Source organism: Streptomyces sp. NPDC058620 (genome assembly GCF_042717135.1).
In the GTDB taxonomy this organism is placed as follows: Bacteria; Actinomycetota; Actinomycetes; order Streptomycetales; family Streptomycetaceae; genus Streptomyces.
The window spans coordinates 16,238-42,241 of record NZ_JBHXQO010000015.1; the positions used below are offsets into that span (position 1 = coordinate 16,238).

At 69.6% G+C, this 26,004-nt stretch carries 26 protein-coding genes; 18 read left to right on the plus strand and 8 right to left on the minus strand.

The genetic code is table 11. The annotated features are described in order from the left end of the window. Positions 1 to 36: 36 nt before the first annotated feature. A complete protein-coding gene (locus ACFWSK_RS16955) occupies positions 37 to 918 on the minus strand; it encodes an NAD(P)-dependent oxidoreductase (RefSeq protein ID WP_383786224.1) in 882 nt (293 codons plus the stop codon). Between the two features lie 97 nt (positions 919 to 1,015). Here ACFWSK_RS16955 and ACFWSK_RS16960 point away from each other — a divergent pair, with 97 nt between their 5' ends. Further along, positions 1,016 to 1,378 (plus strand): winged helix-turn-helix transcriptional regulator, encoded by a 363-nt coding sequence (locus tag ACFWSK_RS16960; protein WP_383786227.1) that lies wholly within the window; start codon positions 1,016 to 1,018, stop codon positions 1,376 to 1,378. Between the two features lie 23 nt (positions 1,379 to 1,401). Here ACFWSK_RS16960 and ACFWSK_RS16965 read toward each other — a convergent pair whose 3' ends face one another. Next, a complete protein-coding gene (locus ACFWSK_RS16965; protein ID WP_383786231.1) occupies positions 1,402 to 3,018 on the minus strand; it encodes an amidohydrolase family protein in 1,617 nt (538 codons plus the stop codon). Positions 3,019 to 3,035: 17 nt separating this feature from the next. Continuing rightward, the gene (locus ACFWSK_RS16970) at positions 3,036 to 4,322 is read right to left on the minus strand and encodes an alanine racemase (RefSeq protein WP_383786234.1); all 1,287 of its coding nucleotides are present in this window, start codon (positions 4,320 to 4,322) and stop codon (positions 3,036 to 3,038) included. 137 nt (positions 4,323 to 4,459) lie between these two features. Between ACFWSK_RS16970 and ACFWSK_RS16975 the strand changes: the two genes are divergently transcribed. The 4 genes from ACFWSK_RS16975 to ACFWSK_RS16990 all read left to right on the plus strand — a co-directional run bounded on the left by ACFWSK_RS16975 (position 4,460) and on the right by ACFWSK_RS16990 (position 8,349). After that, a complete protein-coding gene (locus ACFWSK_RS16975) occupies positions 4,460 to 5,569 on the plus strand; it encodes a sugar kinase (protein ID WP_383786236.1) in 1,110 nt (369 codons plus the stop codon). Beyond that, on the plus strand, positions 5,566 to 6,324 hold the full coding sequence (locus ACFWSK_RS16980; RefSeq protein ID WP_383786239.1) for an IclR family transcriptional regulator: 759 nt from the start codon (positions 5,566 to 5,568) through the stop codon (positions 6,322 to 6,324). The genes ACFWSK_RS16975 and ACFWSK_RS16980 overlap by 4 nt, the downstream gene beginning before the upstream one ends. Before the next feature lie 6 nt (positions 6,325 to 6,330). Beyond that, a complete protein-coding gene (locus ACFWSK_RS16985; protein WP_383786242.1) occupies positions 6,331 to 6,741 on the plus strand; it encodes a RidA family protein in 411 nt (136 codons plus the stop codon). Positions 6,742 to 6,870: 129 nt separating this feature from the next. Beyond that, positions 6,871 to 8,349: a GntP family permease gene (locus ACFWSK_RS16990; protein ID WP_383786244.1), complete on the plus strand. Its 1,479-nt coding sequence runs from the start codon at positions 6,871 to 6,873 to the stop codon at positions 8,347 to 8,349. 12 nt (positions 8,350 to 8,361) lie between these two features. Here ACFWSK_RS16990 and ACFWSK_RS16995 read toward each other — a convergent pair whose 3' ends face one another. Further along, a complete protein-coding gene (locus tag ACFWSK_RS16995) occupies positions 8,362 to 8,736 on the minus strand; it encodes a type II toxin-antitoxin system VapC family toxin (RefSeq protein ID WP_383786247.1) in 375 nt (124 codons plus the stop codon). 160 nt (positions 8,737 to 8,896) lie between these two features. On the opposite strand from ACFWSK_RS16995, the gene ACFWSK_RS17000 reads away from it, so the two are divergent. After that, positions 8,897 to 10,216 (plus strand): Nramp family divalent metal transporter, encoded by a 1,320-nt coding sequence (locus tag ACFWSK_RS17000; RefSeq protein WP_383786250.1) that lies wholly within the window; start codon positions 8,897 to 8,899, stop codon positions 10,214 to 10,216. Positions 10,217 to 10,285: 69 nt separating this feature from the next. Here the strand turns inward: ACFWSK_RS17000 and ACFWSK_RS17005 are convergent, their stop codons facing one another. The 4 genes from ACFWSK_RS17005 to ACFWSK_RS17020 form a co-directional block, all read right to left on the minus strand. Then, a complete protein-coding gene (locus tag ACFWSK_RS17005) occupies positions 10,286 to 12,010 on the minus strand; it encodes a chitinase (RefSeq protein ID WP_383786253.1) in 1,725 nt (574 codons plus the stop codon). A 169-nt stretch (positions 12,011 to 12,179) separates the two neighbouring features. After that, positions 12,180 to 12,626 (minus strand): hypothetical protein, encoded by a 447-nt coding sequence (locus ACFWSK_RS17010; RefSeq protein ID WP_383786256.1) that lies wholly within the window; start codon positions 12,624 to 12,626, stop codon positions 12,180 to 12,182. 32 nt (positions 12,627 to 12,658) lie between these two features. Continuing rightward, the gene (locus ACFWSK_RS17015; RefSeq protein ID WP_383786260.1) at positions 12,659 to 13,231 is read right to left on the minus strand and encodes a hypothetical protein; all 573 of its coding nucleotides are present in this window, start codon (positions 13,229 to 13,231) and stop codon (positions 12,659 to 12,661) included. A gap of 24 nt (positions 13,232 to 13,255) precedes the next feature. Next, positions 13,256 to 14,821 (minus strand): hypothetical protein, encoded by a 1,566-nt coding sequence (locus ACFWSK_RS17020; protein WP_383786263.1) that lies wholly within the window; start codon positions 14,819 to 14,821, stop codon positions 13,256 to 13,258. A 379-nt stretch (positions 14,822 to 15,200) separates the two neighbouring features. Here ACFWSK_RS17020 and ACFWSK_RS17025 point away from each other — a divergent pair, with 379 nt between their 5' ends. From ACFWSK_RS17025 to ACFWSK_RS17080, 12 genes are all read left to right on the plus strand, one after another. Beyond that, on the plus strand, positions 15,201 to 16,079 hold the full coding sequence (locus tag ACFWSK_RS17025; RefSeq protein ID WP_383786266.1) for a hypothetical protein: 879 nt from the start codon (positions 15,201 to 15,203) through the stop codon (positions 16,077 to 16,079). Positions 16,080 to 16,215: 136 nt separating this feature from the next. Beyond that, the gene (cpaB, locus tag ACFWSK_RS17030; protein ID WP_383786269.1) at positions 16,216 to 16,926 is read left to right on the plus strand and encodes a Flp pilus assembly protein CpaB; all 711 of its coding nucleotides are present in this window, start codon (positions 16,216 to 16,218) and stop codon (positions 16,924 to 16,926) included. 7 nt (positions 16,927 to 16,933) lie between these two features. Beyond that, the gene (locus tag ACFWSK_RS17035; protein ID WP_383786272.1) at positions 16,934 to 18,181 is read left to right on the plus strand and encodes a CpaE family protein; all 1,248 of its coding nucleotides are present in this window, start codon (positions 16,934 to 16,936) and stop codon (positions 18,179 to 18,181) included. 117 nt (positions 18,182 to 18,298) lie between these two features. After that, the gene (locus ACFWSK_RS17040; RefSeq protein WP_383786275.1) at positions 18,299 to 18,679 is read left to right on the plus strand and encodes a TadE family protein; all 381 of its coding nucleotides are present in this window, start codon (positions 18,299 to 18,301) and stop codon (positions 18,677 to 18,679) included. Further along, positions 18,673 to 19,086, plus strand: a complete 414-nt coding sequence (locus ACFWSK_RS17045) for a TadE/TadG family type IV pilus assembly protein (RefSeq protein ID WP_383786278.1) — start codon at positions 18,673 to 18,675, stop codon at positions 19,084 to 19,086. Before ACFWSK_RS17040 ends, ACFWSK_RS17045 begins: the two co-directional genes overlap by 7 nt. Before the next feature lie 37 nt (positions 19,087 to 19,123). Beyond that, entirely contained in the window at positions 19,124 to 20,464 is a 1,341-nt protein-coding gene (locus ACFWSK_RS17050; protein ID WP_383786281.1) for a CpaF family protein, read from the plus strand. 59 nt (positions 20,465 to 20,523) lie between these two features. Then, entirely contained in the window at positions 20,524 to 21,462 is a 939-nt protein-coding gene (locus tag ACFWSK_RS17055) for a type II secretion system F family protein (RefSeq protein ID WP_383786284.1), read from the plus strand. Between the two features lie 40 nt (positions 21,463 to 21,502). Then, on the plus strand, positions 21,503 to 22,390 hold the full coding sequence (locus ACFWSK_RS17060) for a DUF5936 domain-containing protein (protein WP_383786287.1): 888 nt from the start codon (positions 21,503 to 21,505) through the stop codon (positions 22,388 to 22,390). Positions 22,391 to 22,439: 49 nt separating this feature from the next. Further along, positions 22,440 to 23,819, plus strand: coding sequence for a sensor histidine kinase (locus ACFWSK_RS17065; protein ID WP_383786290.1), 1,380 nt, complete (start codon positions 22,440 to 22,442; stop codon positions 23,817 to 23,819). A gap of 50 nt (positions 23,820 to 23,869) precedes the next feature. Beyond that, positions 23,870 to 24,949 (plus strand): response regulator, encoded by a 1,080-nt coding sequence (locus ACFWSK_RS17070; RefSeq protein ID WP_383786292.1) that lies wholly within the window; start codon positions 23,870 to 23,872, stop codon positions 24,947 to 24,949. Positions 24,950 to 25,152: 203 nt separating this feature from the next. After that, a complete protein-coding gene (locus tag ACFWSK_RS17075) occupies positions 25,153 to 25,386 on the plus strand; it encodes a hypothetical protein (RefSeq protein ID WP_383786295.1) in 234 nt (77 codons plus the stop codon). 8 nt (positions 25,387 to 25,394) lie between these two features. Beyond that, a complete protein-coding gene (locus tag ACFWSK_RS17080; protein WP_383786298.1) occupies positions 25,395 to 25,985 on the plus strand; it encodes a pilus assembly protein TadG-related protein in 591 nt (196 codons plus the stop codon). The last annotated feature ends 19 nt before the right edge of the window (positions 25,986 to 26,004 follow it).

The window sequence follows — 26,004 nt, forward strand, 5'->3', positions numbered from 1 at the left end:
AACCGTCCGGCTCGTTCCGCGGACCTAGGACCATGATCAGCGGTGGAGGAGTTCGATCACCCCGGTCGCGCCCTCGTCGCCGTGTCCGTCCTTCAGACGGCGCTCCATCAGGTCCATGTAGGGCAGCAGCAGTTCGCTGCTGACCCCCTGTTCCTCGGCCGTGCGCAGCAGGGTGGTGTTGCCCGCGACCATCATGGCGAGGTTCGAGGCGACGCCCGTGGTGTAGTCGCCGCTCGCCAGCTCCTCGGCCATCGTGTGCGTGGCCGGGGCCATGGCGACGAGCCAGTCGGCGAGCAGCGGGGCGAACTCCTTCAGGTCGATGTTCTCCTTGCGGACCAGCGCGAAGGCGTGCGAGAGGCCCGCGAACATGCCCGTCATCGCGCTCAGCAGGGCCACGTCCTGGAGGGCGGCGAAGCCGGCGTCCTCGCCGACGTACCGGGCGCCGGTGGGCACGGCCAGGGTCTCGTCATGGGCGTCGAAGACGGCGCGGGAGCCGCTGTAGAAGACGTAGCCGCCGGACTCCGGTACGCCGATCATCGGCGGGACCGCCATGATTCCGCCGTCCAGGAACCGGGCGCCGCGCTCCTGGGCCCATGCGGCGCGGGACCGGGCCTGGGCGGGGGTGCCGGTGGTGAGGTTGACCAGGTCCTTGCCCGTCAGGTCCGCGCCGGTGAGGGTCTCCTCGACCGAGGCGTCGTCGAGCAGGCAGAGCACGACGAGCTCGCTCGCGGCGACCGCTTCGGCGGCGGTCGCGGCGATCCGCGCACCGTGGGCGGCGAGCGGTTCGGCCCGGGCGGGGGTGCGGTTCCAGACGGTGAGGGGGTGTCCGGCGGCGAGCCAGGTGCGGGCGAGGGCGGTGCCCATGGCACCCAGGCCGAGCAGGGTGAGCGGGGTCTTCCGCGGGGTGTTGTCAGTCATGACGACTAGGCTTCCCGAGGGCCCTGGAACGATCAAGTACCCACTTGGAAGTGGGTGGTTACCCCAGGGTGAGTGACCAGGTGGGAAGGGGTGAGCCATGGGGGCCGCGCGAAGGCCGGGGGCGTACGTCTGTGGGATCGACGCCGCGATGGATGTGGTCGGCGGCAAGTGGAAGGGGCTGATCCTGTGGGCGCTGAACGAGCAGGCGTACCGCTTCGGTGAGCTGCGCAGGCAGGTGCCCGGCGTGACGGAGAAGGTGCTGACGTCGCACCTGCGGGAGCTGGAGGAGGACGGCATCGTGCACCGCGAGGTGCACGCCGAGGTGCCGCCCCGCGTCGAGTACTCGCTGACTCCGCTCGGCATCGCGCTCAACGAGGCGCTGGAGCCGCTGGGCGCGTGGGGCAGGCAGCACCTTCTGAGGGAGACGGTCCCGGGGGACGGGCCGGGGGCCGCCGGGTAGCCGGGCGGGTCCGCCCGGCCGGTTCAGGCGCGGCCCGTGCCACGGACCGCCTTCCCCGCGAGGACCTGGGTCCGCCTGCCGTCCTCGATGACGGGGCGGCCGTCGATGAGGACGTGCGGGATGCCCACGGGCAGGGTGCGCGGTTCGTCGAACGTCGAGCCGGCCGCCACCGTCCGCGGGTCGAAGAGGACCAGGTCGGCGCGGTAGCCCTCGCGGACCAGCCCGCGGTCGGGCAGCCTGAGCCGGGCCGCGGGGCGCGAGGTGAGGTGGGCCACGCACTCCTCCAGGGTGAGGATGCCCAACTCGCGCACGTACCGGCCGAGATACTGCGGGAACGTGCCGTACGCGCGCGGGTGCGGCTTGTCGCCCTGGAGGATGCCGTCGCTGCCGCCCGTGTGGACGCGGTGGCGCATGATCTGCTGGACGTTCTCCTCGTGACCCACGTGCTGGAGGATCGTGGAGCCGAGCCGGTCCTCGATGAGCAGCCGCCGTGCGGTGACCCACGGCGCCTCGCCGCGCAGCAGCGCGGACTCGGCGACCGTACGGCCGACATGGCCGGCGAGGGACGGCACGCTGACGCCCGATATCTCGATGGTGTCCCACTCGATCGGTACCCCGTGGCAGCCGTCCGAGCCGAGCACCTCCAGGTGGTGGCGGATGCGCTCCGCGGTCGCGTCGTCCGCGAGCCGGGTGAGGACCGACTCCGGCCCGCCCTCGCTCGCCCAGCTCGGCAGCATCGCGACGAGCGTGGTGCAGCCGGGGGTGTACGGGTAGGTGTCGAGGGAGATGTCCGCACCGGCGTCGAGAGCGGTGTCGAGGAGCGCGAGGAGATCCGGTGCCCTGCCCTTGTTCACGCCGAAGTTCATGGTGGCGTGCGCGAGATGGAGGGCGCAGCCCGCGGTACGGGTGAGCTCGACCATCTCCCCGTACGCGGCGAGGGCGCCCGCGCCGTACGAACGGTGGTGCGGGCAGTAGTAGCCGCCGTGCCCGGCCACCACCCGGCAGAGCTCGGTGAGTTCGGCGTCGTTCGCGTACATGCCGGGGGTGTACGTGAGGCCGGAGGACATGCCGACCGCGCCCTCGGCCATGCCCTGCGCGACGAGTTCCTTCATCCGGTCCAGTTCGGCCGCGGTGGCGGGGCGGTCGTCCCAGCCGACCGCGTACATCCGGACCGTGCCCTGCGGGATGAGGTAGGCGGCGTTGACGGCGATGCCCTGGCCGCCGAAGTTGCGGTCGAGGCGGTCCAGGTATCCGCCGACCGTGCGCCAGTCGAAGTCGATGTCCGAGCCGTCACCGTTCCAGCCGGTGATGGCCCTGCGCACCTCGGTGAGCGTGCGGTCGTCGGCCGGCGCGTACGAGAGGCCGTCCTGGCCGAGGACTTCGAGGGTGACGCCCTGCGCGGCCTTCGCGCTGTGGTCGGGGTCGCGGAGCAGCGCGAGGTCGCTGTGGGCGTGCATGTCGATGAACCCGGGCGAGAGGGCGAGGCCGTCGGCGTCCAGGGTGCGGCGCGCGGTGGGGCGCCGGCCCTCGCCTTCGCGGTGGATCGCGGCGATCCGGCCGTCGTCGAGGGCGACGTCCGCGCGGTAGGCGGGGGCGGCGGTGCCGTCGACGACGGTGGCGTCGCGGATGACCAGGTCCATGGGGTGCCTTTCGGGGGTCAGAAGAACGTGCGGATGTAGTCCGTGACCGTGCCGTCCGCCTCGACCAGCGGAATCAACTGCCACTTGTCGAAGCTCGTGCACGGGTGCGACAGGCCCATCCCGACCCAGTCACCCACCTCCAGCTCCGCCCCCGGTTCGGTCCGCACCCAGGTGTGCTGGTCCGACAGGCCCGTGACCGTGACACCCGTCGCCGCTCGGACCGAGCCGTCGCGTGCCGAGCGCACCACCTGGGCCTGCGGGAGGTCGAGGTCGTACGCCGCGTCCCGCTTGCCCGCGTTGAGGAACGCCTGCCCGTCGGAGGGACGCGAGACCACCTGGGCCCAGAGCCGGAAGGCGGGCTGCAGCGTGCCTTCCTCCGGGACCCGGTTGAACGGGGTGATGCGCAGGTAGTGGCCGTCGTCGTGCGAGACGTACGCGCCCGAGCGCAGCAGCTTGCAGACGGGCAGCGACAGTCCGGGGATCTCCGCGAAGACCTCGGCCACCGCGTCGAACCACGCGCTGCCGCCCGCGCTGATCAGGATCTCCTCCGCGCCCGCGAAACGGCCCGTGCGGTCGAAGTCCGCCGCCACCGCGACGAGCCGGCGCAGCCAGTCGCGTACCCGCTCGGGGGAGGCGTCCGGCACCTCGCCCTCGTAACCGGCGACACCGGTCAGCCGGAGGGTGGACACGGCGGCCACCGCGTCCGCGACCGCCGCGCAGTCGGCGTCCGTGCGGGCCCCTGTGCGCGCGCCCTCGCCCGCACCCAGCTCCACCACGACCTCGACCGGACGGGTGGCGCCCGCCGCGCGCAGGGCCTCGTCCATCAGCTCGACGCCGCGGACCGAGTCGACGTAACAGACGAAGCGGAAGTCCGGGTCCGTGTCCAGTTCACGGGCCACCCAGCGCAGCGCGACCGCGTCGACGACCTCGTTGGCGAGGAAGATCCGCTGGATGCCGTAGGCCCGGTAGACCCTGGCCTGGTGGGGAACGGCCGCGGTGATGCCCCAGGCGCCGCGCTCCAACTGGTCCGCGAAGAGCTGCGGGGCCATGGAGGTCTTGCCGTGCGGCGCGAACGCCAGGCCGTGGCGGTCCGCGTACGTTTCCAGGAGGGCGAGGTTGTGCTCCACCGACTCCGCGGACAGGGCCAGCACCGGAGTGGTGAACCCGCCGGTGAAGAGGTTGCGGCGCTCGGCGGCCAGGTCGCCGACGGTCAGCCCCTCGGCGTCGGGCGGGAGCGCTTTGAAGCGGTGATCGACCCGTTCGTCGGCGATGCCGGCCAGGGTGACCGGGTGGTCGGCGGCCAAGGGAGCCTCCTAGAGAGTTGTCGTTGCAGCATATGCAACACTCATTGCGCATATCGCTCAACGCTGTCTAACATCCGAGCCGACGCCGGGTCAATGGTGAGAACCGGCCCCGAACGCTGATCAGCGAGGAGCCCAGAGTGCCCGGACCCGTAGCAGGGACGGCCGCCCGTGCCGCCACGACCACCGATGTCGTCTGCCTCGGTGAGTCCATGGTGACGTTCCTGCCCTCGCGGCCCGGCCGCCTCGCCGACGTCCCCGAGTTCGGGCGCGGAATCGGCGGCGCCGAGTCGAACGTCGCCTGCGCGCTGGCTGCCGCGGGACACCGCGCCACGTGGGTCAGCCGGGTCGGCACGGACGGCTTCGGCGACCACCTCGTCGAGACGGTCGCCGGGTACGGGGTCGACACCGGCGCGGTCCGTCGCGACCCGGACCGGCCCACCGGCATCTACTTCCGCACGGCGACGGACCGGGCGACGGACGTCCACGAGGTGGCGTACTACCGCGCGGGGTCGGCCGCCTCCGCGATGTCCGTACGGAACGTGCCGTACGGCGACGTGCTCTCGGGCCGTGTCCTGCACCTGTCCGGCATCACGGCCGCGCTGTCAGCGGATTGCCTGGACCTGCTCCACGACCTGACCGCGCCGCGGGAGGACCGTCCGCTGGTCTCGTTCGACGTGAACCACCGGCCGGGGCTGTGGCGGGGGAGGGACGGCGGCGCGGGTCCGGGCGTCCTGCTCGACCTCGCCCGGCGGTCCGACCTCGTCTTCGTCGGGGAGGACGAGGCGGAGGAGGCGTGGGGTGTGCGGGGTGCTGACGCGATCCGGGCAGCGCTGCCGGAGCCGGGCGTGGTGGTCGTGAAGCGGGGCGCGGACGGAGTGACCGTCTTCTCGGGACCCCGCCCCGGGCCCCGCTCCGCAACCGCCGGAGGGGCGGAAGATGTTCTCGGAGAGGCTGAGGAGGCCACCACCGTCCCCGCCCTCCGCGTCGACGTCGTCGCCCCCGTCGGTGCCGGTGACGCCTTCGCCGCCGGGTTCCTCTCCGCCACCCTGCGCGGACTACCCGTACGCGAGCGCGCCCGGCACGGGCACCTGATGGCCGCCGCCGTCCTCACGGTCCCCGGCGACCTCACCCAGCCCCCGGCCCGCGCCCACGCCGACCGCCTTGCGGGTCTCGACGACGACGCCTGGGGGAGACTTCGTCTCGGCCCCGGGTGGACGGGGGACGACCAGGAGGTACGTACGACATGAGCCAGACCGTCGACCGGGCGCTGAGCATTCTTCCCCTGCTCGCCCAGGGGCCCGCCGACCTCGGACAGGTCGCCGAGCGGCTCGGCGTCCACAAGTCCACGGCGCTGCGTCTGCTCCGTACGCTCCACGAGCACGGGCTCGTCTACCGCCAGGGCGACCAGCGCTACCGCCTCGGCGCCCGGCTCTTCGCGCTCGCCCAGGAGGCCGTCGAGAACCTCGACGTACGGGAGATCGCCCACCCCCACCTCGTCGAACTGAACGAGCAGTGCGGGCACACGGTGCACCTCGCGGTGTACGAGGAGAACGAGGTCCTCTACATCGACAAGGTCGAGAGCCGCTACCCGGTCCGGATGTACTCGCGGATCGGCAAGCCCGTCGCGATCACCGTCGCCGCGGTCGCCAAGCTGCTGCTCGCCGACCTCTCCGAGCCGGAGCGGCGCGTGGTCGCCGACAAGCTCGACTACCCCATGTACACGTCCCGTTCGATCCCGAACGCGGTGGCGTTCCTCAAGGAACTCGCCGTCGTACGCGAACAGGGCTGGGCCACCGACCTCGGTGGCCACGAGGAGTCCATCAACTGTGTCGGCGCCCCCATCCGCGGCGCGGACGGCCGGGTCGTCGCCGCCATGTCGGTGTCCGCGCCCAACGTCGTCGTCACACGCGAGGAACTCCTCACTCTGCTTCCGCTGGTGCGTCGCACCGCCGACACCATCAGCCGGGAGTACTCCGGCAACGCCCCCACGAAGAAAGCCTGAACCACCATGACCGAGAAGACCGCTCTCACCCCGAGCACCCACACCGCCCCGCCCGCGAAGTTCTCGCACGGCGTGAAGAAGGGGAACATCCTCCAGGTCGCCGGCCAGGTCGGCTTCCTGCCCGCCGTCGAGGGCCAGGCCCCCACGCCCGCGGGTCCGACGCTGCGTGAGCAGACCCTCCAGACCTTCGCGAACGTCAAGGCGATCCTGGAGGAGGGCGGCGCGAGCTGGGACGACGTGATGATGATGCGCGTCTACCTCACCGACGTGGACCACTTCGCGGAGATGAACGAGATCTACAACGCCTACTTCGGCGAGCAGAACCTCAAGGCTGCGCCCGCCGCCCGTACGACGGTCTACGTCGGTCTCCCCAAGGGCCTGCTCATCGAGATCGACGCGCTCGCGGTCCTCAGCTGATCCTGCCGACCCCGTTGCACCGCCGCATCACCGCACCACCACGCCGTCACGGCACGGCGCCCCGCAGCACGGGGGCGCCGTGCCGCGCTCCACCCTGCCCACGCGCCCTCTCCGAACCCGGAGTTACCCATGCTGCTCGCCGCCACCCCACCGCCGGCCGAGACGCCACCCCACACCGGTGGACTCCTCCTGCTGATCGACGGCACCGCCGGCCTGCTGACCGTCGCGGCCCTCGGTATCGCCCTCCTCCTCTTCCTCATCATCAAGGCCAGGCTCCAGCCCTTCGTCGCGCTGCTCGCGGTCTCCATAGCCGTCGGCCTGGGCGCGGGCCTCTCCGTCACCGAACTCTTCGGTACGGTGCAGAAGTCCGCCGCCGTCTCCGTCATCGAATCGGGCATGGGCGGCATCCTCGGCCACGTCGCGATCATCATCGGCCTGGGCACGATGCTCGGCGCGATCCTCGAAGTCTCCGGCGGCGCCGAGGTGCTGAGCACCCGGCTGCTGAACCTCTTCGGTGAGAAGCGCGCCCCGCTCGCCATGGGCCTCACCGGCCTGATCTTCGGAATCCCGGTCTTCTTCGACGTCGGCATCTTCGTCCTCGCGCCGATCGTGTACGCCGCCGCCAAGCGCTCCGGCAAGTCGATCCTGCTGTACGCGATGCCGCTGCTGGCCGGTCTCTCGATGACGCACGCGTTCCTGCCGCCGCACCCCGGCCCCGTCGCCGCCGCCGGACTGTTCAACGTCTCGCTCGGCTGGGTCATCCTGATGGGCGCCGTCGTCGGAATCCCGTCCGTCATCGCCGCCTGGGCCTACGCCGCCTGGATCGGCAAGCGGATCTTCGTCGACGTGCCGCAGGACATGGTCGAGGCCGCCGCCGAGGCCAAGGCCGCCGTCGCCGCCGAGCAGCGGGCCGCCGGGGTCACCCCGCGCGAGGACCCCGTCGCGCTCGGGACCGTACTCGCGATCATCGGCACCCCGCTCGTGCTGATCCTCGCCGCCACGTTCTCCTCCATCGCGCTGGACCCCTCCACCCCGCGCTCGGTCATCGAGTTCTTCGGCAACCCGTTCGTCGCCCTGACGATCGCGCTGCTCCTCGCGTACTACGTCCTGGGCATCCGGCGCGGCTGGTCCCGCAAGTCCCTCGAATCGGTCTCCACGTCCTCGCTGAAGCCGGTCGGCAACATCCTGCTCGTCGTCGGCGCGGGCGGCATCTTCGGCGCCGTGCTCAAGGGCAGCGGCATCGCGGACGCGCTCGCCGACACCTTCAACGACGTCGGGCTCCCCGTCATCCTGCTGGCCTGGCTGATCTCCGTGGTGCTGCGCGTCGCGCAGGGCTCGGCGACGGTCGCGATCGTGACGACGGCCGGCATCGTCGTGCCCCTGGTCGAGGGCCAGGACATGTCCCAGGCGCACCTGGCCCTGATCATCATGGTCATCTCGGCGGGCTCGATCTTCGCCTCGCACGTCAACGACGGCGGTTTCTGGATGGTCGCGAAGTACTTCGGCATCTCGGAGCGCGACACCCTGAAGTCGTGGACGGTCCTGGAAACGGTCCTGTCCGTCGCCGGCTTCGTCGTCGCGGCGCTGCTCAGTCTGGTGATTCAGTGATCCGGGGCGCTGTCAGACGGTCATGACCGGGACGTCGTACCGCGGAATCCACTTGTCCCGGGTGAGGATCGTCAGCCCCTCGGTCTGAGCCTGGGCAACCAGTATCCGGTCGAAGGGGTCCCGATGGTGTGAGGGCAGCTTGCCCGCCCTCACACCGTGGCCCGCGGTGACCGGCAGCTGAGTGAACTGGCTGTCGCGGACCCGCTCGGCCAGGTCCTCGGGTCCGTCCAGCTTGCCGAGGGACTGCTTGATGGCGATCTCCCAGGCGGAGACCGCGCTGATGTACACCGAGGGCTCGGTGTCGAGGAGATCCTTGACCTCCCCGGAGAGCTCCGCGGAGTCACCGAGCCACCAGAGGATCACACGCGTGTCGAGGAGCAGGCGCATCAGCGTGCCCCGAAGGCGTCGGCGATGTCGTCGGGCAGCTCGTCGAAGTCGTCGGCGAGGTGAATCCGGCCCTGGAGCGATCCACGTCCCGTACGCCGGCGCGGAGTGCCCCGCGCACACCCCCTTGTGCGATCGATTCCCTTGCGCTTCTTTGATCGACATGGCCGAGACCAGCGCAACCAAAGGGACAGGGGAGATCGACTCCCGACCGCGCACATCGAGTTGGAGGTACATCGGGCCGGGCATCGTCGTCGCGGCCACCGGCGTGGGGGCCGGGGACCTGGTCGCGACGCTGATCGCGGGCAGCAAGTTCGGATACACCCTCATGTGGGCGGCCGTGATCGGCTGCCTCGTCAAGATCTCCCTCGCCGAGGCGGCCGGCCGGTGGCACCTCGCCACCGGCCGGACGCTCTTCGAGGGCTGGCGCACCCTCGGGTCGTGGACCACCGTCTACTTCGCGGTGTACGTCGTCATCTGGGGGTTCGTGTACGGCGCGACGGCCATGTCGTCCAGCGCCCTGCCCGTCGTGGCGCTCTTCCCCGACGGACCGGGGCTGAAAACCTGGGCGATCATCATGGGTCTGATCGGCCTGGTCTTCGTCTGGTTCAACCAGTACGCCGTCTTCGAGAAGGTCATGACCGTCCTGATCGGCGTGATGTTCGTGGTCGTCGTCTACGTCGCCGTACGGGTCGGTCCTGACGTCGGCGCGTCCTTCGCCGGGCTCGCCCCCGTACTCCCCGACGGCTCGCTGATCTACACGCTCGGGCTGATCGGCGGGGTCGGCGGCACGATCACCATGGCCGCGTACGGGTACTGGGTGAACGCCAAGGGCTGGAACAACTCCTCCTGGATGAAGGTGATGCGCCTCGACAACCGGGTCGCCTACATCACCACCGGGATCTTCGTCGTCGCCATGCTGGTCGTCGGCGCCGAGCTGCTGCACTCCTCCCAGCTGGCCCTGACCAAGGGCGACCGCGGACTGATCGACCTCGGGGTGATCCTGGAGGACCGCTTCGGCGCGGTCACCGCGAAGCTGTTCCTGGTCGGTTTCTTCGCCACGTCGTTCTCGTCGCTGATCGGCGTGTGGCACGGGGTGAGCCTGATGTTCGCCGACTTCGTCGAGCGCATCCGCGCCGACCGGGCCGCGGGCGGCGCCGGCGCCGGTGCGTCGGCCGAGCCGGGAGGCCCGCAGACCGCCCGGCAGGAGAAGTCGGTGCCCTTCCGCGCGTACGTCCTCTGGCTGACCTTCCCGCCGATGGCCCTGCTCTGGCTGGACGAGCCGTTCGGCCTGGTCATCGTCTACGGAGTGCTGGGCGCCTTCTTCATGCCGTTCCTCGCCCTGACCCTGATCTGGCTGCTCAACTCCTCGCGCACGCCCGCGGAATGGCGCAACGGGTGGCTCAGCAACGGCATGCTGGCGGCGGCCGGACTGCTGTTCCTCGTGCTGTGCGTGCAGCAGGTGCGCGACCTGCCGTGGTGAGCCGCTGAACGAACGCGGCAGCGCCGCCGGGGGAGCGGCGGCGCTGCTGGTCGGTGGTGCCCTCCGGTGTTACGGCAGAGCGTGTACGTGCGGGCCCACCGCGTTCGACCAGGCGTTGCCCGCCGTGGCGTCCCAGTTCGTGGACCAGGTCATCGCACCGCGGAGCGTCGGGTAGGTCTTCGACGGCTTGAACGAACCGCAGCCGGTGCCCTTCGTCAGGCAGTCCAGGGCGGCGTTCACGATGGACGGCGACACGTAGCCGCTGCCCGCGCCCCGGGTGGACGCCGGGACTCCCAGGCCGACCTGCGAGGGGTCGAGGCCGCCCTCCAACTGGATGCAGGCGAGCGCGGTGAGGAAGTCCACCGAGCCCTGCGAGTAGACCTTGCCGTCGCAGCCGAGCATCGAGCCGCTGTTGTAGTACTGCATGTTGACGACGGTCAGGATGTCCTTGATGTTCAGCGCCGTCCTGAAGTACTCGCCGGACGTCGACTGCATGTCGATGGTCTGCGGCGCCATGGTGATGACGAGCCCGGCACCGGCCTTCGCGGACAGGGCGCGCAGCGCCTTCGTCATGTACGTGGAGTTGAGGCCGTTCTCCAGGTCGATGTCGACCCCGTTGAAGCCGTACTCCTGGATGAGGGCGTACACGGAGTTGGCGAAGGCCGTGGCGGAGGCGTCGTTGTTGACGGCGACGGAGCCCTTCTCTCCGCCGACCGAGATGATGACGTTCTTCCCGGCCGCCTGCTTGGCCTTGATGTCGGCCTTGAACTGGTCGACGGTGTAGCCGTTCAGGCCCGCCGTGTCGAGGTTGAAGGTGACGGCGCCCGGGGTGGCCGTGGCGTCGGCGAAGGAGACCGCGATGATGTCGTAGTTCGCGGGGACGTCGCTGAGCTTCTGGACGGCCGCGCCGTTGTTGAAGTTCTGCCAGTACCCGGTCACCGCGTGCTTCGGTACCGAGGTCACCGGGCCCGGGCCGCCGGTCTTCGCCGTACGGGCGCTGATCGTCGCGGATCTGACGGACTCGCCGGCTGCGTTGGTGGCGCTCACGGCGAACTGGTAGGCCGTGTCGGCGCTCAGGCCGGTGATCGTTGCCGAGGTTCCGGTGGAGGTGGTGGCCTTCGTGCCGTCCCGGTAGACGGTGTAGCCGGTCGCGCCGGAGACCGCGTTCCAGGTCAGGGGCACGGAGGAGGTCGTCGCCGTACCGGCGGTCAGCCCGGCGGGCGCTGCGGGGATCTGCGGACCGGGGTCGGTGCCGCCGCCGCCGTCGGGGCCGGTCACGGAGATGTCGTCGGCGAAGTAGGCGGCCTGCCCGTACCAGCCGTGGGTGTAGACGGTCACCGACGTGGTGCTGGGGCCGGTGCGGAAACTGGTGGTCAGCTGCTTCCAGCTGCCGGTGTCCGGCGTCCAGGTGGAGACGTCCGTGGTGCCGGTCCCGGTGGCGCCGAGGTAGGCGTATCCGCCCTGCACCCAGGCGCTGAGCGTGTACGTGGAGCCGGGCTTCACGGCGACGGTCTGCGTGCACCTGGCGTTGTCCTGGCCGGCCGGGGCGGCCTTGAGGGCGGAGGCGCCGCCGTGCACGGGGGAGGAGACCGTGGTGCCGCTGCCGGCGGAGCAGGTCCAGTTGGCGAGCCCGGATTCGAAGCCGGCGTTCTTCGCCACGTTGACGTCGGCCGCCTGCGCGGTGCTGACGAGGCCGGTGACCGTCAGGGCCCCGGCCGCGAGGACCGCCGTGACGGTGCCGAGGACGGGCCGGCTGTGACGCCTGCGGCGTCTGCTGCCTGCGGAGCGTTCCACTGGTGCCTCCGTGGGGAGTTGGGGGGTGCTGGCGGAGTGTGCGGTGGCCACCGTTGGCCCATAAGCTGGTCCAGACCAATTGAGTTGTCAAGACCTCTGACGGCCGATGGTCCGGTTCCGCCCCGTACGACTCCCTTGCGCACCCCCTCCGGCGTGCGTGACGCCCCGGTCAGGCGTCGTCCTGCAACCGGTCCGCCGCGTACCCCGCCACACACGCGACGGCGGCCACCACGTTCGACATGAACAGCCCCTCGACGGCCATCTCCTCCCACTGCACGGCCATGTTGAGGAGCTGCGCGACGATCGGCACACAGATCGCCGCGGCCAGATGCTGCGGCAGCGAGTGGCGGAACGGCTCGCGGTGCAGCCGGGCGGCCGCCCACGCCGCGAGGGCCAGGCAGACCACATTGGGCAGGTGGATCAGCAGCATGCGACCGCCGAACGTCTCCATGCGTCCCGGCGTCGCCACGTGCTCGTACACGACGGTAGCCTGCACGTACTCGGTCACGATCAGCACGATGATGCCGGCGGCCCAGGCGCGCGCCAGAGCGAAGATCGCCGCCCCGCGCCCGTCGTCCCGGCGGGCGGGGGCCCCGGGGTAGGTGTACCGCGTCATGCTCGTCCGCCTCCGTGTCGGCGTATCACGGGCTACTTCACCGTGATGCTCTCGATGATCCGGTCCAGGTCGGACGCGGACAGACTGCCCCTGGCCGCGTCGATCCGGACCGCGTAGCTCTTCTTCTCCGAGTCGAGGCCGGTGATGATCACACCCTTGACCTCGGTGCCCTTCACCGGGGTCCCGGCATCCCCTCCGGAGGTGAACGTGAAGTCGACGCGCTTGGCGCGCCGCACCTCCTCGGGGCCGTGGACCTCGACGTCCGACTGTTCCTTCAGCCTGGCGCCGAGCGCGACCCCGGCCTCCGCGCCGATCGCCGCCTCCTCCGCCGTGTCGGCACGGGTGAAGTCCAGCTGCACGGTGATCGTGCCGACCGTCCTGCCGCCCTCGGTGAGCCGCGCGGCGGCCGCGTTGTGCTTGCCGCGTCCGGCGCCGCTCTGTTCCTCGAAGGCCGGGGGGCGGGCGACCGAGACGGCCGGGGTGGTGAGCTTTCCCCAGCCCTCGGGGACCGTGCCGGTGGCGGAGTCGTCCCCGCATCCCGTGGCCAGCAGGCCCAGGGCGAGGACGGTGGTCCCGGTGATCAGACGGTTCGTAAGGGTGTTCATGGCTGGCTGCTCCTGTCGCCGTGATCAGTTCGCACAGTAGCTGTACGGGACATAGCTTCGACTGCCTCCGTTGGGCGCCCCGAGGAACTCCGCGTCGTTCAGCGTTTCCTCCTTCTTCTCGGTGGACACCGAGAAGCCGAGGCTCAGCCCCAGGTTCAGTTCGAAGCCGTACTCGGCCGCATTGGTCTCGCCGGTGTACGTCGTCCTGCTGGACAGCCCGGAGTCGAAGAGCAGCTGACCGAACGGGTCGTCGTCCCCGGGCCGCTTCGTCGGCGCGTGGTCGTCGAACATGTAGCTGAACGGCTGGCCGTACTGTCCGTTGCCGTCCAGCCAGTCCTGCGCGATCTTCCGGTCGGCGTCCCCTTCGTGCCCCGGCTTCAGTACGACGGAGTTGGTGACGACCTCGATCCCGCTGTCCTCGCCGCCGCCCTTGACGCCACCGCTGCCGCCCCGCTTGTCGTCGCCGGACTTCCCGTTGTCGCCGCCGGCCTTGGCGCCGTCCTTGGTGGTGCCCTTCTCGACCGTGCGGGTCATGTCGATCCGCAGCAGCTCGCCGGTCTTCTTGTCGTGCGTGACGGTGATGGACCCGGTCTGGGTGGTGGACGCCGATGCGTCACCGCTGATCGGCCCGGCCTCGTATCCGGCCTTCGTGCCGTACTCGATCGCCGCGGAGTACGTGTACGCCTTCGTGCCCTTGAAGTCGTTGTCCGTCCACGTCACTTCGGGGGAGAACTTGAAGTTGCCCCCGAGGGACGCGCTCAGCTTCTTGTCGTCGCCCGCGCCGATCTTGATACCGGCGGACGCGCTGGCGTCCAGGCCGACCTTGCCGTAACTGATGTGCCGGTTGCCGAGCTTCTCCTCGATGCCCTTGCGCAGCTTCTCCTCCTCGGCGATGGGGCCCTTGCCGAACATGTAGAGGATGCTGTTGCCGAGCCCCGCGCCCTGCGCGTTGGCGTGCCGGTTGGAGAGCTCGTACACCTTGAGCGTCTCGATGTCGTCGCGGAAGGACTTGGCCTCCTCCTCGCTCTTGAACACCCAGGTGTCGCCGTTGGTGACCTTGATGCCCGCGCCAAGCTCGACCTTGTCCGAACCGAACGAACCGACCTTGAGCCCCGGCTTGAAGTCCTTCTTGGCGGCGATCGAAGCGGCGTCGGTGAAGGTCATGGTGACCTGCTGGTCGTTCCCGTCGACCTTGCCGTCGCCGTTCATGTCGGTCTTCGACTGGAACGTCTGCTGCTGGAAGCCGTACTCCTCGCCCCACTCGATGAACAGGACCTTCGCCTTGGCGCCGGCCTTGTCGGAGAGGGAGGAGAGCTGGCAGAGCGGCGGCTCGAAGTCGGCGTCCGTCCTGGGCGCCGCCTCGTTGCCGCCGCCGTCGCCGCAGGTGCCGAAGGAGACGGCGCACCTGAAGCGTTCGGCGATGCGGCCGCCGACGCCCGTGGCCGTCAGCGCGCCGACGATCGAGGTCACGACCACCACCATGCCGACGTACTCCGTGGCGGTGGCACCGCGGTCGTCCAGCGGCAGGCCGTACCAGCTCCTGCCGCTCCGGCGTCTGCTGACCGACGGTATTCGCCCGATCTGATCCATTCCAGGAGCCCCCTTCGCCTCCGGCTGCGACGGCCGGCCGGATCCGGAGATTACGGAAGTGAACGGTCCGTGGGCGTGGGTCCTGGGACCCCAATCCGGGCCCATGTTGGCGCTCTGGGCCCGTAAACCCGAAAAGGATCAGGCATTCTCCTGGGGCGACATGATTGAACGCCTATCTGGTACGGAATTTAACTACCAACCAGTTAGCCCGATTTGGGGTGTGAACACCCTGTGCGTACGAGCAGTGTCCTGCGTTACTGGGCACTGAAAGGTGTTCTCTGCCTCCGCCTACGTCGTTAAAGTGCTGAGGCAGGAGCACGGAGCAGGAGAGCGATTGCGGCCGGCGGTACGCGGCGGCCGGAGCCGAACGGGGAAAAGCGTGCCGACCGCAATAGCAGTAACCAGTGCTGACCTGGTGCTTCCGCCAACGGACCAGCAGACGCCCACCGCGGCGCTTCTGCACGCTCCCGACGCGCAGCCCCTGGAACTGGCGCTCAACGACATGAACGTGCTCCTCGAACAGCACGGCTACGTCATCGCCGTCTATCCGGCCAACATCGCGACCGCCCACGAGCGACGGCTGCACATGATCAGGTCGATGCTGGAGAGCGACCGGATCGCGCTCCTCAAGGTGGACCTTCCGCCGCTGGGTGTCGCCGTGCTGGTGCGCCAGCTGCGGCAGTTGTCCATCTGCGACTTCAGCGCCGGGGTCGTCGCCTCGGCGGCCCGGCTGCTCTCCCACTACATCCACGCCGGCGCGCTCCTCAGTACGGTCACCAAGCTCGACCGGGTGCCGGTGAGCCTCAAGGCGCACGCCAAGTCGTGGGTGCCGGGATCGCAGTTCGGCGTGCTGGCCAATCCGAATCCCCAGTTGATCAAGATCGGTTCCGGGGAGCTGGACGGACCCGAATTCGGTACCCATCTGCTGGTCGCGAAGGGGCAGCTGCAGTCGGACTGGGTGACGGAGACGATCGCGCCGGCCTGGAAGGTCCAGGCCGTGCACGAGGCCGCACTGCCCGCCGATTCCCCGGGCTGGTGGGGCACGTCGAAGATGATCGAATTCGCCGCCTTCCTGCCCGACATCTCGGTCGTCTACCAGCTGGTCTCCTCCGTACGCAGAGAGATCTGCGGCTGGTGCGGCAATGAACTCATCGGCGACCGCTGCGGGTTGTGCTCGGCTCCGCTCAGGGCCCAGCAGAACCAAACCAACGGTTCCGGTGTCCTCAACCAAGGAACCCCCATGCACCACGGGTCGTGAATCCGCGTGCCGTACACCTCAGCGGCCCGACGCGGGGGCCGGTGCGGCAAACCCGACCGGAACGGCCCGGCCCCTCCCTGTCCGACCCTCTCCGTCCGCCCATCGGCCCACATCTCCCAACGAGGTTGCTCCGCTCATGAATTCACGGCAACGCCGCGGCGTCATCCTTCTGCTCCTCTCGGTCCTCTGCGCCTTCGGCGCCTTCGCCGGCGTGCTCTCGGTTATCAGCGATGTGAATTCGAAGGTCGGACCGGAAGTGACCGCGTACCAGGTCAGGTCGAACATCGCGCCCTACACGTCCCTGGAACCCGGGCAGTTCGAGAAGATAGAGATGCCCAAGCGGTGGCTGTCCGACAACGCGATCACCGACCTCGCGGTCGTCAACGGAAAGATCGCCGTCACCGAACTGCGTGCCGGCTCCCTGCTCCAGGACGACATGATCGTCAAGCGCCCCGTGCTCCGGAGCGGTGAGCAGGAGATCGCGATCATGATCGACGCCGCGACCGGAGTCGCGGGCAAGATCAACCCCGGCAACCTCGTCAACATCTTCGCGACCTTCGCCGGTGAGAACGAGGGCGAGAAGTCCACCTCACGCGTCATCGTGGCCAACGCCAAGGTGCTCGACGTGGGCAAGCTGACCCCCCTCGACCCGAAGCGCGACCGCGGCGCCGGCCCGACCGAGGCCGTGCCGATCACCTTCGCCCTCAACACCACCGACGCCCAGCGCGTCGCCTACGCCGAGTCCTTCGCCGAGCACGTACGGCTGGCCCTGCTGCCCGAGAACAGTCCGACCACGCTCCGTCCGGGTGAGGGCAGCTACAACCTCGACGAAGACAAGAACAAGTGAGGGCCGGATGAGCACACGAATCCTCCCGGCTGTCGGCGATGCCGACGCCGCCCGATCCATCACCACTCTGCTGAGCCAGCTCCCCGACGCGGAGCCGGCCGGGCCACTGGGTGATTCGACCTCGCTGCTCGACACCCTGGCCCGGCTCGCCGCCGAGTCGCTGGACGAGCTGCCCGAGGTCGTGCTCGTGCACGAGCGGATCGGTCCGGTTCCGGCCCTGGAGCTGATCCGGGAGGTGGCCCTGCGCTTTCCGGCGGTCGGGGTCGTGCTGGTCACCGCCGACGCGAGCCCCGGGCTCTACTCGGCGGCCATGGACTCGGGCGCCCGCGGCCTGGTCGGCCTCCCCCTCTCGTACGAGGAGCTGGCCCAGCGCGTTCAGGCCGCGGCGGGCTGGTCCGTCGGGGTACGGCGCCACCTGGGCGCCGGCGCGGACGTCTTCACCGGGCCGAGCGGCACCGTCGTCACCGTCAGCGGGGCGAAGGGCGGAGTCGGCACGACCGTCACCGCCGTCCAGCTGGCACTGGCCGCCAAGGCGTCGGGCCACACGGTCGCCCTCGTGGACCTGGACCTCCAGTCCGGGGACGTCGCCTCGTACCTCGATGTGCAGTTCCGCAGGTCGATCGTCGACCTGTCGACCATCCAGGACATCTCGCCGAGGGTCCTCCAGGACGCCCTGTACAACCACGACACCGGCCTGGGGCTGCTGCTCGCGCCGAGCGAGGGGGAGCGGGCCGAGGAGGTCAGCGACCGAGTCGTACGCCAGGCCATCAGCGCCCTGCGCCACCGCTTCGAGATCGTGATCATCGACTGCGGTACGCACATGAACACGGCCAACGCCGCAGCGATCGAGATGGCGGACCGGACGCTCCTGGTGACCACCCCGGACGTGGTGACCGTCCGGGCGGCCAAGCGCATGGTCCGGCTCTGGGACCGGCTGCAGATCCGCAAGGCGGAGGAGACGATCACGGTCGTCAACCGCTACACCCGCAACACGGAGATCCAGCCGCCGCTGATCGAACGCATCACCGCGACGAAGGTCGCCCGGATCGTCATCCCCGCCAACTTCAAGGAACTCCATGCGGTGGTCGACGCGGGCCGCATGCAGGACCTGGAGGCCAAGTCCACGGTGAAGCAGGCCCTCTGGGGCCTGGCCGGTGACCTGGGCCTCGTGAAGCACACGGAAGGCGCCGAGAAGCAGGGCAGGTTCAAGGGCGACCGGGGCTCGGTCGGCGGCAAGCGAGGGCGCTCGAAGTGACGACCGAAGCGGTACGACCGAGAGCGATACGACCGAGGGGGACAGGTGAAACGACATCAAGCGCGACCGCATCAAGCCCGACCACATCAAGCCCGTACGGCTCTTGAGGGCAGAGCGGTGCCCCGTCTCGGGGCGGACGACCGCGGCCAGGCGGCCATCGAGTTCACGGGCACACTGCCGCTGATCCTGGTCACGCTGGCCCTGCTCTGGCAGGCCGCCATGGTCGGCTACACGTTCATGCTCGCGGGTAACGCGGCGGACAAGGCGGTCACTGCCGCGACGACGGCCAAGGGCAGCGCGCAGGCCGCCTGCGAACAGGCCGGGCGGGAAGACCTGCCGGGCGCGTGGGACGCCACCTTCAGCTGCTCTGCCCAGGGAGACCTGATGACGGCCCGAGTGGACGTGCAGGTGCCGTTGCTGTTCCCCGGAGCCTTCAACACGCCGTTGAAACTGCCCGGCGAGGCTTCGGCCAACCTGGAGAAGAGCTGGCCATGGTGACCCACGCACTGCATCTCCGTTCCCGCACCCGCCGGGCCCGCGACGCCTCCCGGAAGGGCCACGCCTCCCAGAAGGGTCAGGCCGCCATCGAGTACGTAGGCGTCCTCACCCTCCTCCTCGTCGTCGCCATGGCCGTCGTCCAGCTCGGCATCGCGGTGTACGCGGCCCAGCAGGCCGGCACGGCCTCACGGTCGGGGGCCCGCGTTGAGTCGTACGACCGCGCCACCATGGGCGGGGAGCAGGCCGCCCGCGCCTCCATGAGCGGCTGGCTGGCCGACGACGCCGACGTCCGGGTGCAGCACGGCTTCGACGACGTGACCGTGACCGTGGACGTCGAGATCCCCACCCTTCTGCCGATGTTCGACTTCGGGTCCGTCACGAAGCGCGCCACCATGCCCCGCGGCTGACCTCCGTACCACCGCACCACCACAGGGAGTTGAGGACATGAGCCTGCGGGCGCGCATCACGAGCCCCGAGCCGACGAACGGGCTGAGCGAAGAGAGCCGGCTGGTCGGGGTCTACCGCGCCAAGCTCCTGGAGGAGATCGACCTCGCCGAGATGTCCGCCCTCGCGGCGGCCGAGCGCAGGGCGCGCCTGGAGCGCGTACTGGGCCACATCATCAGCCGCGAGGGCCCCGTCCTCTCCTCCATGGAGCGCTCACAGCTCATCCGCCGGGTCGTCGACGAGGCCCTCGGACTCGGCATCCTCGAACCGCTCCTCGAAGACGCGTCCATCAGCGAGATCATGGTCAACGGCCCGGACCAGGTGTACGTGGAGCGAGGTGGCCGCCTCGAACTCCTTCCCATGCGCTTCTCGTCCAACGAGCAGCTGATGCAGACCATCGAGCGCATCGTCTCCACGGTCAACCGCCGTGTGGACGAGGCCAATCCGATGGTCGACGCCCGCCTGCCGTCCGGCGAGCGTGTCAACGTGATCATCCCGCCGCTCTCGCTCAAGGGCCCGATCCTCACGATCCGCCGCTTCCCCCGGGCCTTCACGCTCCAGGAGATGATCGGCCTCGGCTCGCTCGACGAACACATGCTGATGCTGCTGGCGGGACTGGTGCGCGCCAAGTTCAACGTGATCGTCTCGGGGGCCACCGGTACCGGGAAGACGACGCTGCTCAACGCACTGTCCGGGCTGATCCCGAACGGCGAGCGCATCGTCACCATCGAGGACTCCGCCGAGCTCCAGCTCCAGCAGTCCCACGTGATCACGCTGGAGAGCCGCCCGTCGAACGTCGAGGGCAAGGGCCAGATCACCATCCGCGACCTCGTGCGCAACTCCCTGCGTATGCGGCCCGACCGCATCATCGTCGGTGAGGTCCGCGGCGGCGAGACCCTCGACATGCTCCAGGCCATGTCCACCGGTCACGACGGCTCGCTCGCCACCGTCCACGCGAACAACGCCGAGGACGCCCTGATGCGTCTGCAGACGCTGAGCTCCATGTCCGAGGTGGAGATCCCGTTCGTGGCGATCCACGACCAGATCAACAGTGCCGTCGACGTGATCGTGCAGCTCACCCGTCACGCCGACGGTTCCCGCCGCATCACCGAGATCGCCGTCGTCGACTCGCACGGCCGCGAGGACTACCGCATCGTCTCCGTCTGCCGCTTCAAGTCCCATCCGGTCGCCGCCGACGGACGCGTCTACGGCAACTTCGAGTACTACCCGCTGCCCCGCCGGGTCGCCGAACGCCTCTACATGACGAGCGAGGCGATCCCCGCCGCCTTCGGCGTGGCCCAGTCGGAGGACCAGCTGATCATGCGCAGATCCGCAGCCTGAGCCAGGCCGAGCACCCCCGTCCCCCGCCCGCCGCCACCGAGAAGGTCCCCGTCCCCGCCATGGATAATCTCCCGCTCCTGACGATCGGCGTCACGCTGCTCGCCGGCCTGTTCGCCGTCCTCGGCGTGCACATCTACTCATCGGGCAAGGCACAGCGGCAGGTCCTGTTCGAGCGGATGTCCCAGACGGGGCAGGTCACCATCGGCGGGCGCAGCAGGCGATTCCGCGGCATCGACCGGCGGCTGCGCAGGACGGCCCTCGGCAAGAAGATCGAGCGCAAGATCTCGGCGACGGGCCTGGACCTCACACCCGGCGAGTACGTGGTCTACGTCGTGGCGTCCCTGCTCGGCCTCTACTTCGTCGTCGGTTCGGTCTTCGCCCCGTTCTTCGGCCTGCTCGCCGCCCTCATCGGGCTCTGGGGAGGCAACGCCTTCCTCAACTACCAGCGGGCCAAGCGCACCGAGGCGTTCATCAACCAGCTGCCGGAACTCACCCGGGTCCTCGCCAACGCCACCCAGGCCGGCCTCGCCCTGCGGACCGCGATCGCCATGGCCGTCGAGGAGCTGGACGACCCGGCCCACGAGGAGCTGCGCCGCGTCGCCGACCGGCTGGCCGTCGGCCATTCCCTCGACGACGCGCTGAACGAGCTCGTCGAGCGGCTGCCGTCCCGCGAACTGACCGTGCTGGTCTCCACCCTCATCCTCTCCAACCGGGCGGGCGGCACGATCGTCTCCTCGCTGCGCAACCTCACGGAGACGCTGGAGGAGCGCAAGGAGACGCGGCGCGAGGTCACCACCCTGCTGTCGCAGGTGAAGGTGACGGCCGTCGCCGTCCCGATCCTCGGTATGGGCTTCCTGCTGATCATCAACGGCATGCGCGCCGGAGCACTCGACGACATGACGGCCGCCACGCCGGGCCGGATCGCCGTCGTCATCGCCGCGGGCCTCTACGGCCTGGGTTTCTTCCTGATCAACCGGCTCACCCGCGTACGCATCTGAATCCGACGGCCCTTCACGAATCAGGAGAGAGGACACCACCATGGACCTACTGATCGCGGCCGTCTTCGGACTCGCCGTATACGGAGCCTTCCAGGGCATCCGCATGTACCGCGCCGACGCCAAACTCCCCGGCGACCTGGCCATCGCCCTGGAGGTCGGCGCCACCCGCACCACGGCCACCGGCTCCGCCATCGACCGCATGGGCATGAGGTACGCGCCCCGGGTGCTGCGCATGATGGGCCCCAAGCGCGTCGACAAGGTCCGCCGCAAGCTGGACATGGCGGGTAACCCGGGTGGTATGACCGTCGACCGGTACGCGGCGCGGCGGGCGGTGTACGGCGGGTTGGGGGGCCTTGCCGCCCTGGCGATGCTGATGAACGGGCAGGTCGTACTTGCGGCGTTGATGGCCGTCTACGGCTATTTCTGGACGGACGTGATCATCAGGTCCGCCATCAGCCGGCGCAAGGACGACATCGACCGCACCCTCCCCGACTTCCTCGACGTCCTCGCCGTCGTCGTGTCGGCCGGACTCGGCTTCCGGCAGGCCCTGGATCGAGTGGCCGACAAGTATGCGGGCCCCTGGGCCGACGAGCTCCGGATCACCCTGCGCCAGATGGACATGGGTGTCAGCCGCCGCGACGCCTTCGACCAGCTCCGCAAGCGGAACGAATCCGAGCAGGTCTCGATGTTCGTCTCGGCCCTCCAGCAGGGTGAGGAGCTCGGCGCCCCGATCGTGGACACGCTCATCCAGATCGCCAACGACATGCGTCGCACCGACGCCCAGAACGCCCGCCGCAAGGCATCCAAGGCCGTACCCAAGGCGACGCTGATCGTCACCAGCTTCATGCTCCCCGGAACGATGATCCTGATCGCCGTGGGCTTCTACTACGCCGCTGACGTCAACATCGGGGATGTCTTCGGCACGTGATCGCCCACACCACGACTGAATACGGCAGCTGAGGAGGAGGTGAAGGCCCATGGGCCCCCGACAGACCGGACCGGCACTCACCGGCGGACCCGACGCGACCACGGCCGAGAGCACGCCCGGCCACGTACCGGCGCTGCCCATCCAGGTGAACGCGCTGCAGGCCCTGTGTCGTCAGCTGTTCGGCTTCCGCCTCGCGATGACCGCGCTCGCCGCCCCCTTCGCGCTCGCCGGCGTCGACGACAGGTTGGGCAGCTGGCTGGTGGGAGCGGCCGTCCTCGTCACCGTCATGGTGTCGTACGCGCTGATGCGGGACTGGGAACGCTTCGGCCCGATCCTCCTGCGACACCCCTCTCTGCTCGCCGCGGACATGCTGTTCGGCGCGCTCCTGCTCTTCGCCGCCACCCCCGGCTCCACCCTCACGTACGTCACTGTTTGCACCCCGCTGCTCGCGGGGTTGGTCTATGGCTGGCGCGGCAGCGCGATCTTCGCTGTATTGCAGACACTCCTGCTGGCGGCCGCGTACGGGATCAGCGACAAGGTGGAAGCAGACTCCTCAGCTCTCCTTCTCGTCGGGCTCTGCATCATGGCCGGGGCGGTCGGCAGTACGTTGCGTGGCCTGCTCCTCCGTTTCGGCGCCGCATCCCAGGCACTGACGGACACCCGGGCCCGCCTCGCGGTGAACAGCGCGGTGGAGGAGGAGCGGGCCCGCCTGGCCCGCGAGATGCACGACTCCGTCGCCAAAACCCTGCACGGCCTCGCGCTCGCCGCCGACGGTCTGGCAGGCACGGCCGACCGGATGGACCCGCTCACCGTCAAGCACCAGGCGGAGCTGGTGGCCCGCGCCGCCCGCAGGGCCGCAGCCGAGTCCCGTGAGCTCCTCTCCGACCTGCGCCGGGAATCCGGCCTAGACGGCGGCGTGGACGTCATCGAGGAACTCCAGGCCCGTACCGCCGACTTCGAGCGGCGCCACGGCGTCAAGGCGGTGTTCCGCACGCTCGGCGACGGCCCTGTCCCGCTCATCCCGCACGCGGTGGCCCGGCACGCACTCACCATCGCGACCGAGGCCATGGAGAACGCCCAGCGCCACGCCCATCCCAGCTTTGTGGACGTCTCGGCTGGACTGGTCCGCGACACCGTGCGGATCAGCGTGTACGACGACGGCGACGGCCTGCCCCCGGGCACCTCACTGGCCGACCTCCGCAAGGCCGGACACTTCGGTCTGGTCGGCATGGTCGAGCGCGCCGCGTCCATCGGCGCCCGCATCCGCATCGGCCGGGGCCACGCAGCACGAGGCACCGAGGTCCGGCTCGACCTGTCGCTGGCAGCGATGGACCTGGCACCACCGACCCCGAATCCCTCTCCACCCCCCGGGTATCCGCCACCGCTCCCGCAGATACCCGGTCAACGCACGCGTCATGACAACACCTGACCCATCCGCCGCCCCACCACAGTCCCCATCCTGAGAGAGGAGGCCGCACCATGCCGGACGAGATCTCCCGCAGTTCCGGAGAGCCGTGGACACAGCACCCGCACGCCTCGCAGCACACGTCCTCGCGTCCCAGCCCGCTCAGCTCCCCACCCACCTCCGGTCCCCCCACCCCGACGGCATCCACCGAGTTCCCGGCCTTCCCCGGCCCGCAGGCCATGCCGGCGCCGCTGCCGCTGAGGGTCGTCGTCGCCGACGACAACCCGGTCGTACGCGCCGGACTCACGGTCCTGCTCCACGGCCGCGACGATATCGACGTGGTCGCGGAGGCGAACGACGGCCGTCAGGCGTACGAGATGGCGGTGCAGCACCGCCCCGATGTCGTCCTGCTGGACGTCCGCATGCCCGGCGTCGACGGCATCTCGGCCCTGCCGCACCTGGTGCGTCTGGCTCCCGTCCTGATGATGACGTACAGCCGTGAGAGCGAGATCGTCCACGAGGCGCTGCGCCTGGGCGCCGGAGGCTATCTGGTGCACGGCGAGTTCACCGCCGACCAACTGGTGGCCGCCGTGCGGGACACGAAGGAGGGCCGGGCGCACTTCACGTACTCCGCCTCCAGCGCCCTGCGCGAGTCGGTGAGGGGAGGGGGCGGCCCTCACCAGGGGGGCCGGCCGCTGCCGGAAGGACTGGGCACGGCGTTCAGCGGCCCCGGCTACCGACCTGCTGCGCCGCCCGCCCCGGTATCTGCATCCGCACACGACGCGCCGAATCGGCCCATGCCCAACCCAGCACAGAACCCGCAGGTGGGGGCGGTGCAGGTCGAGTTGGGCGCGTCGCGATTTCCGCAAAGGGCTTCGCTTACGCAACCATCTGTGGCACATTCGTCCACAGGGGTTCCCGCGCCTGCGGCCCAGGGAATGATCGCCGAGCTGAGTGAACGGGAGGTGGAAGTGATGGACCTGATCGCGTCGGGCATGACCAATCAGCAGATCGCGGCCACTTGCTTCATCAGCCAGAAGACCGTCAAGAACCACATCAACCGCATCTTCGCCAAGTTGAATGCCGGCAGCCGGGGCGAGGCCATCGCCGTCTGGCACCGCATGTCGTCCGGGGGGTCGACGAGGCATGGCTGACACGACGATGGGCCTGAAGACCCAACTGGAGGCTTGGGCCCGGAGTTGGGCCCGCAGGCCCATGCGACTGGGTGCGTCCCCGACGTACGTTTCTCATGTCGAAGGCGAGACCGGCCAGGAGGAAGCCGGAAGCGCGGACGACACGAAGACATACGCAGCAGCGTCGGCCGATCTCCGGTCGGCCGAACTCGGAGGGGAACACCATGTCGAACATCACCCTGAAGGCCGCCACCGCCACGCAGGTCTACGTCAACACGTGGGCGAACACGGCCGTCAAGGCCATGAAGCGTCGCAGCGACAAGGGCCAGGGCGCCATCGAGTACGTGGGCATCACCATCCTTGTGGTGGCGATCGTCGTGGCGCTGCTGCAGACCAAGATGGGCGAGACGATCTCCGGCAAGTTCAAGGAGAAGATCGACTCCGTTCTCAACGGGTGACCCGTCGCATGAAGTCCGAGGTAGGGCAGGCCGCACCGCTGTACATCACAGCGGTGGTGGGCCTGCTCTTTCTCGCGTTGATCTTCTTTGCGTTCGGTGAAGCCGATGTCAGGCGCAATGGGGCCCAGAGCGCGGCGGATGCCGCGGCCCTGGCGGCGGCCCAGGAGTCGCGCAGTCTGGAAGAGGTGGACCTGCGGGCTCACATCCTGGACAGGGCCTACCTCACGATCCTGTTCAACGGGCCGTTTCCCGGGACCCATAACGGGTGCGTGAAGGCGACCAGGTTCGCCGCCCAGAATGACGCCGCTCCCGTCGACTGCCGCATGCTCTTCGACGGCCGCTGGGGGTTCTCGGTTGATGTGAGGTCGAACAAGGGGATGAGCGCGAACCTGGTTCCAGGTACGGAGGGGAAGCGTGCGACGGCGACATCAGTGGCTGTCGTCGAGCCTCGCTGCAAGTTCATCCCGAACCCGGATCTGACGTCGCCGTCCCCCGGCACACTCGCGTGCGACACCAAGGTGTGGGTGATCGACCCCAAGGACCTGGCGCTCCTGCCGGAGATGACCGATCTCTTCACTGTACGACTGGCCGAGGGCTGACCTCGAATGACCGCAAAGG

Excerpts from the sequence above, each read along its gene's own strand:
- ACFWSK_RS16955 (WP_383786224.1), bottom strand. The coding sequence starts at position 918 with ATGACTGACAACACCCCGCGGAAGACCCCGCTCACCCTGCTCGGCCTG.
- ACFWSK_RS16960 (WP_383786227.1), top strand. The coding sequence starts at position 1,016 with ATGGGGGCCGCGCGAAGGCCGGGGGCGTACGTCTGTGGGATCGACGCC.
- ACFWSK_RS16965 (WP_383786231.1), bottom strand. The coding sequence starts at position 3,018 with ATGGACCTGGTCATCCGCGACGCCACCGTCGTCGACGGCACCGCCGCC.
- ACFWSK_RS16980 (WP_383786239.1), top strand. The coding sequence starts at position 5,566 with ATGAGCCAGACCGTCGACCGGGCGCTGAGCATTCTTCCCCTGCTCGCC.
- ACFWSK_RS16985 (WP_383786242.1), top strand. The coding sequence starts at position 6,331 with ATGACCGAGAAGACCGCTCTCACCCCGAGCACCCACACCGCCCCGCCC.
- ACFWSK_RS16990 (WP_383786244.1), top strand. The coding sequence starts at position 6,871 with ATGCTGCTCGCCGCCACCCCACCGCCGGCCGAGACGCCACCCCACACC.
- ACFWSK_RS16995 (WP_383786247.1), bottom strand. The coding sequence starts at position 8,736 with ATGCGCCTGCTCCTCGACACGCGTGTGATCCTCTGGTGGCTCGGTGAC.
- ACFWSK_RS17000 (WP_383786250.1), top strand. The coding sequence starts at position 8,897 with ATGGCCGAGACCAGCGCAACCAAAGGGACAGGGGAGATCGACTCCCGA.
- ACFWSK_RS17010 (WP_383786256.1), bottom strand. The coding sequence starts at position 12,626 with ATGACGCGGTACACCTACCCCGGGGCCCCCGCCCGCCGGGACGACGGG.
- ACFWSK_RS17015 (WP_383786260.1), bottom strand. The coding sequence starts at position 13,231 with ATGAACACCCTTACGAACCGTCTGATCACCGGGACCACCGTCCTCGCC.
- ACFWSK_RS17020 (WP_383786263.1), bottom strand. The coding sequence starts at position 14,821 with ATGGATCAGATCGGGCGAATACCGTCGGTCAGCAGACGCCGGAGCGGC.
- cpaB (WP_383786269.1), top strand. The coding sequence starts at position 16,216 with ATGAATTCACGGCAACGCCGCGGCGTCATCCTTCTGCTCCTCTCGGTC.
- ACFWSK_RS17035 (WP_383786272.1), top strand. The coding sequence starts at position 16,934 with ATGAGCACACGAATCCTCCCGGCTGTCGGCGATGCCGACGCCGCCCGA.
- ACFWSK_RS17045 (WP_383786278.1), top strand. The coding sequence starts at position 18,673 with ATGGTGACCCACGCACTGCATCTCCGTTCCCGCACCCGCCGGGCCCGC.
- ACFWSK_RS17050 (WP_383786281.1), top strand. The coding sequence starts at position 19,124 with ATGAGCCTGCGGGCGCGCATCACGAGCCCCGAGCCGACGAACGGGCTG.
- ACFWSK_RS17055 (WP_383786284.1), top strand. The coding sequence starts at position 20,524 with ATGGATAATCTCCCGCTCCTGACGATCGGCGTCACGCTGCTCGCCGGC.
- ACFWSK_RS17060 (WP_383786287.1), top strand. The coding sequence starts at position 21,503 with ATGGACCTACTGATCGCGGCCGTCTTCGGACTCGCCGTATACGGAGCC.
- ACFWSK_RS17065 (WP_383786290.1), top strand. The coding sequence starts at position 22,440 with ATGGGCCCCCGACAGACCGGACCGGCACTCACCGGCGGACCCGACGCG.
- ACFWSK_RS17070 (WP_383786292.1), top strand. The coding sequence starts at position 23,870 with ATGCCGGACGAGATCTCCCGCAGTTCCGGAGAGCCGTGGACACAGCAC.
- ACFWSK_RS17075 (WP_383786295.1), top strand. The coding sequence starts at position 25,153 with ATGTCGAACATCACCCTGAAGGCCGCCACCGCCACGCAGGTCTACGTC.
- ACFWSK_RS17080 (WP_383786298.1), top strand. The coding sequence starts at position 25,395 with ATGAAGTCCGAGGTAGGGCAGGCCGCACCGCTGTACATCACAGCGGTG.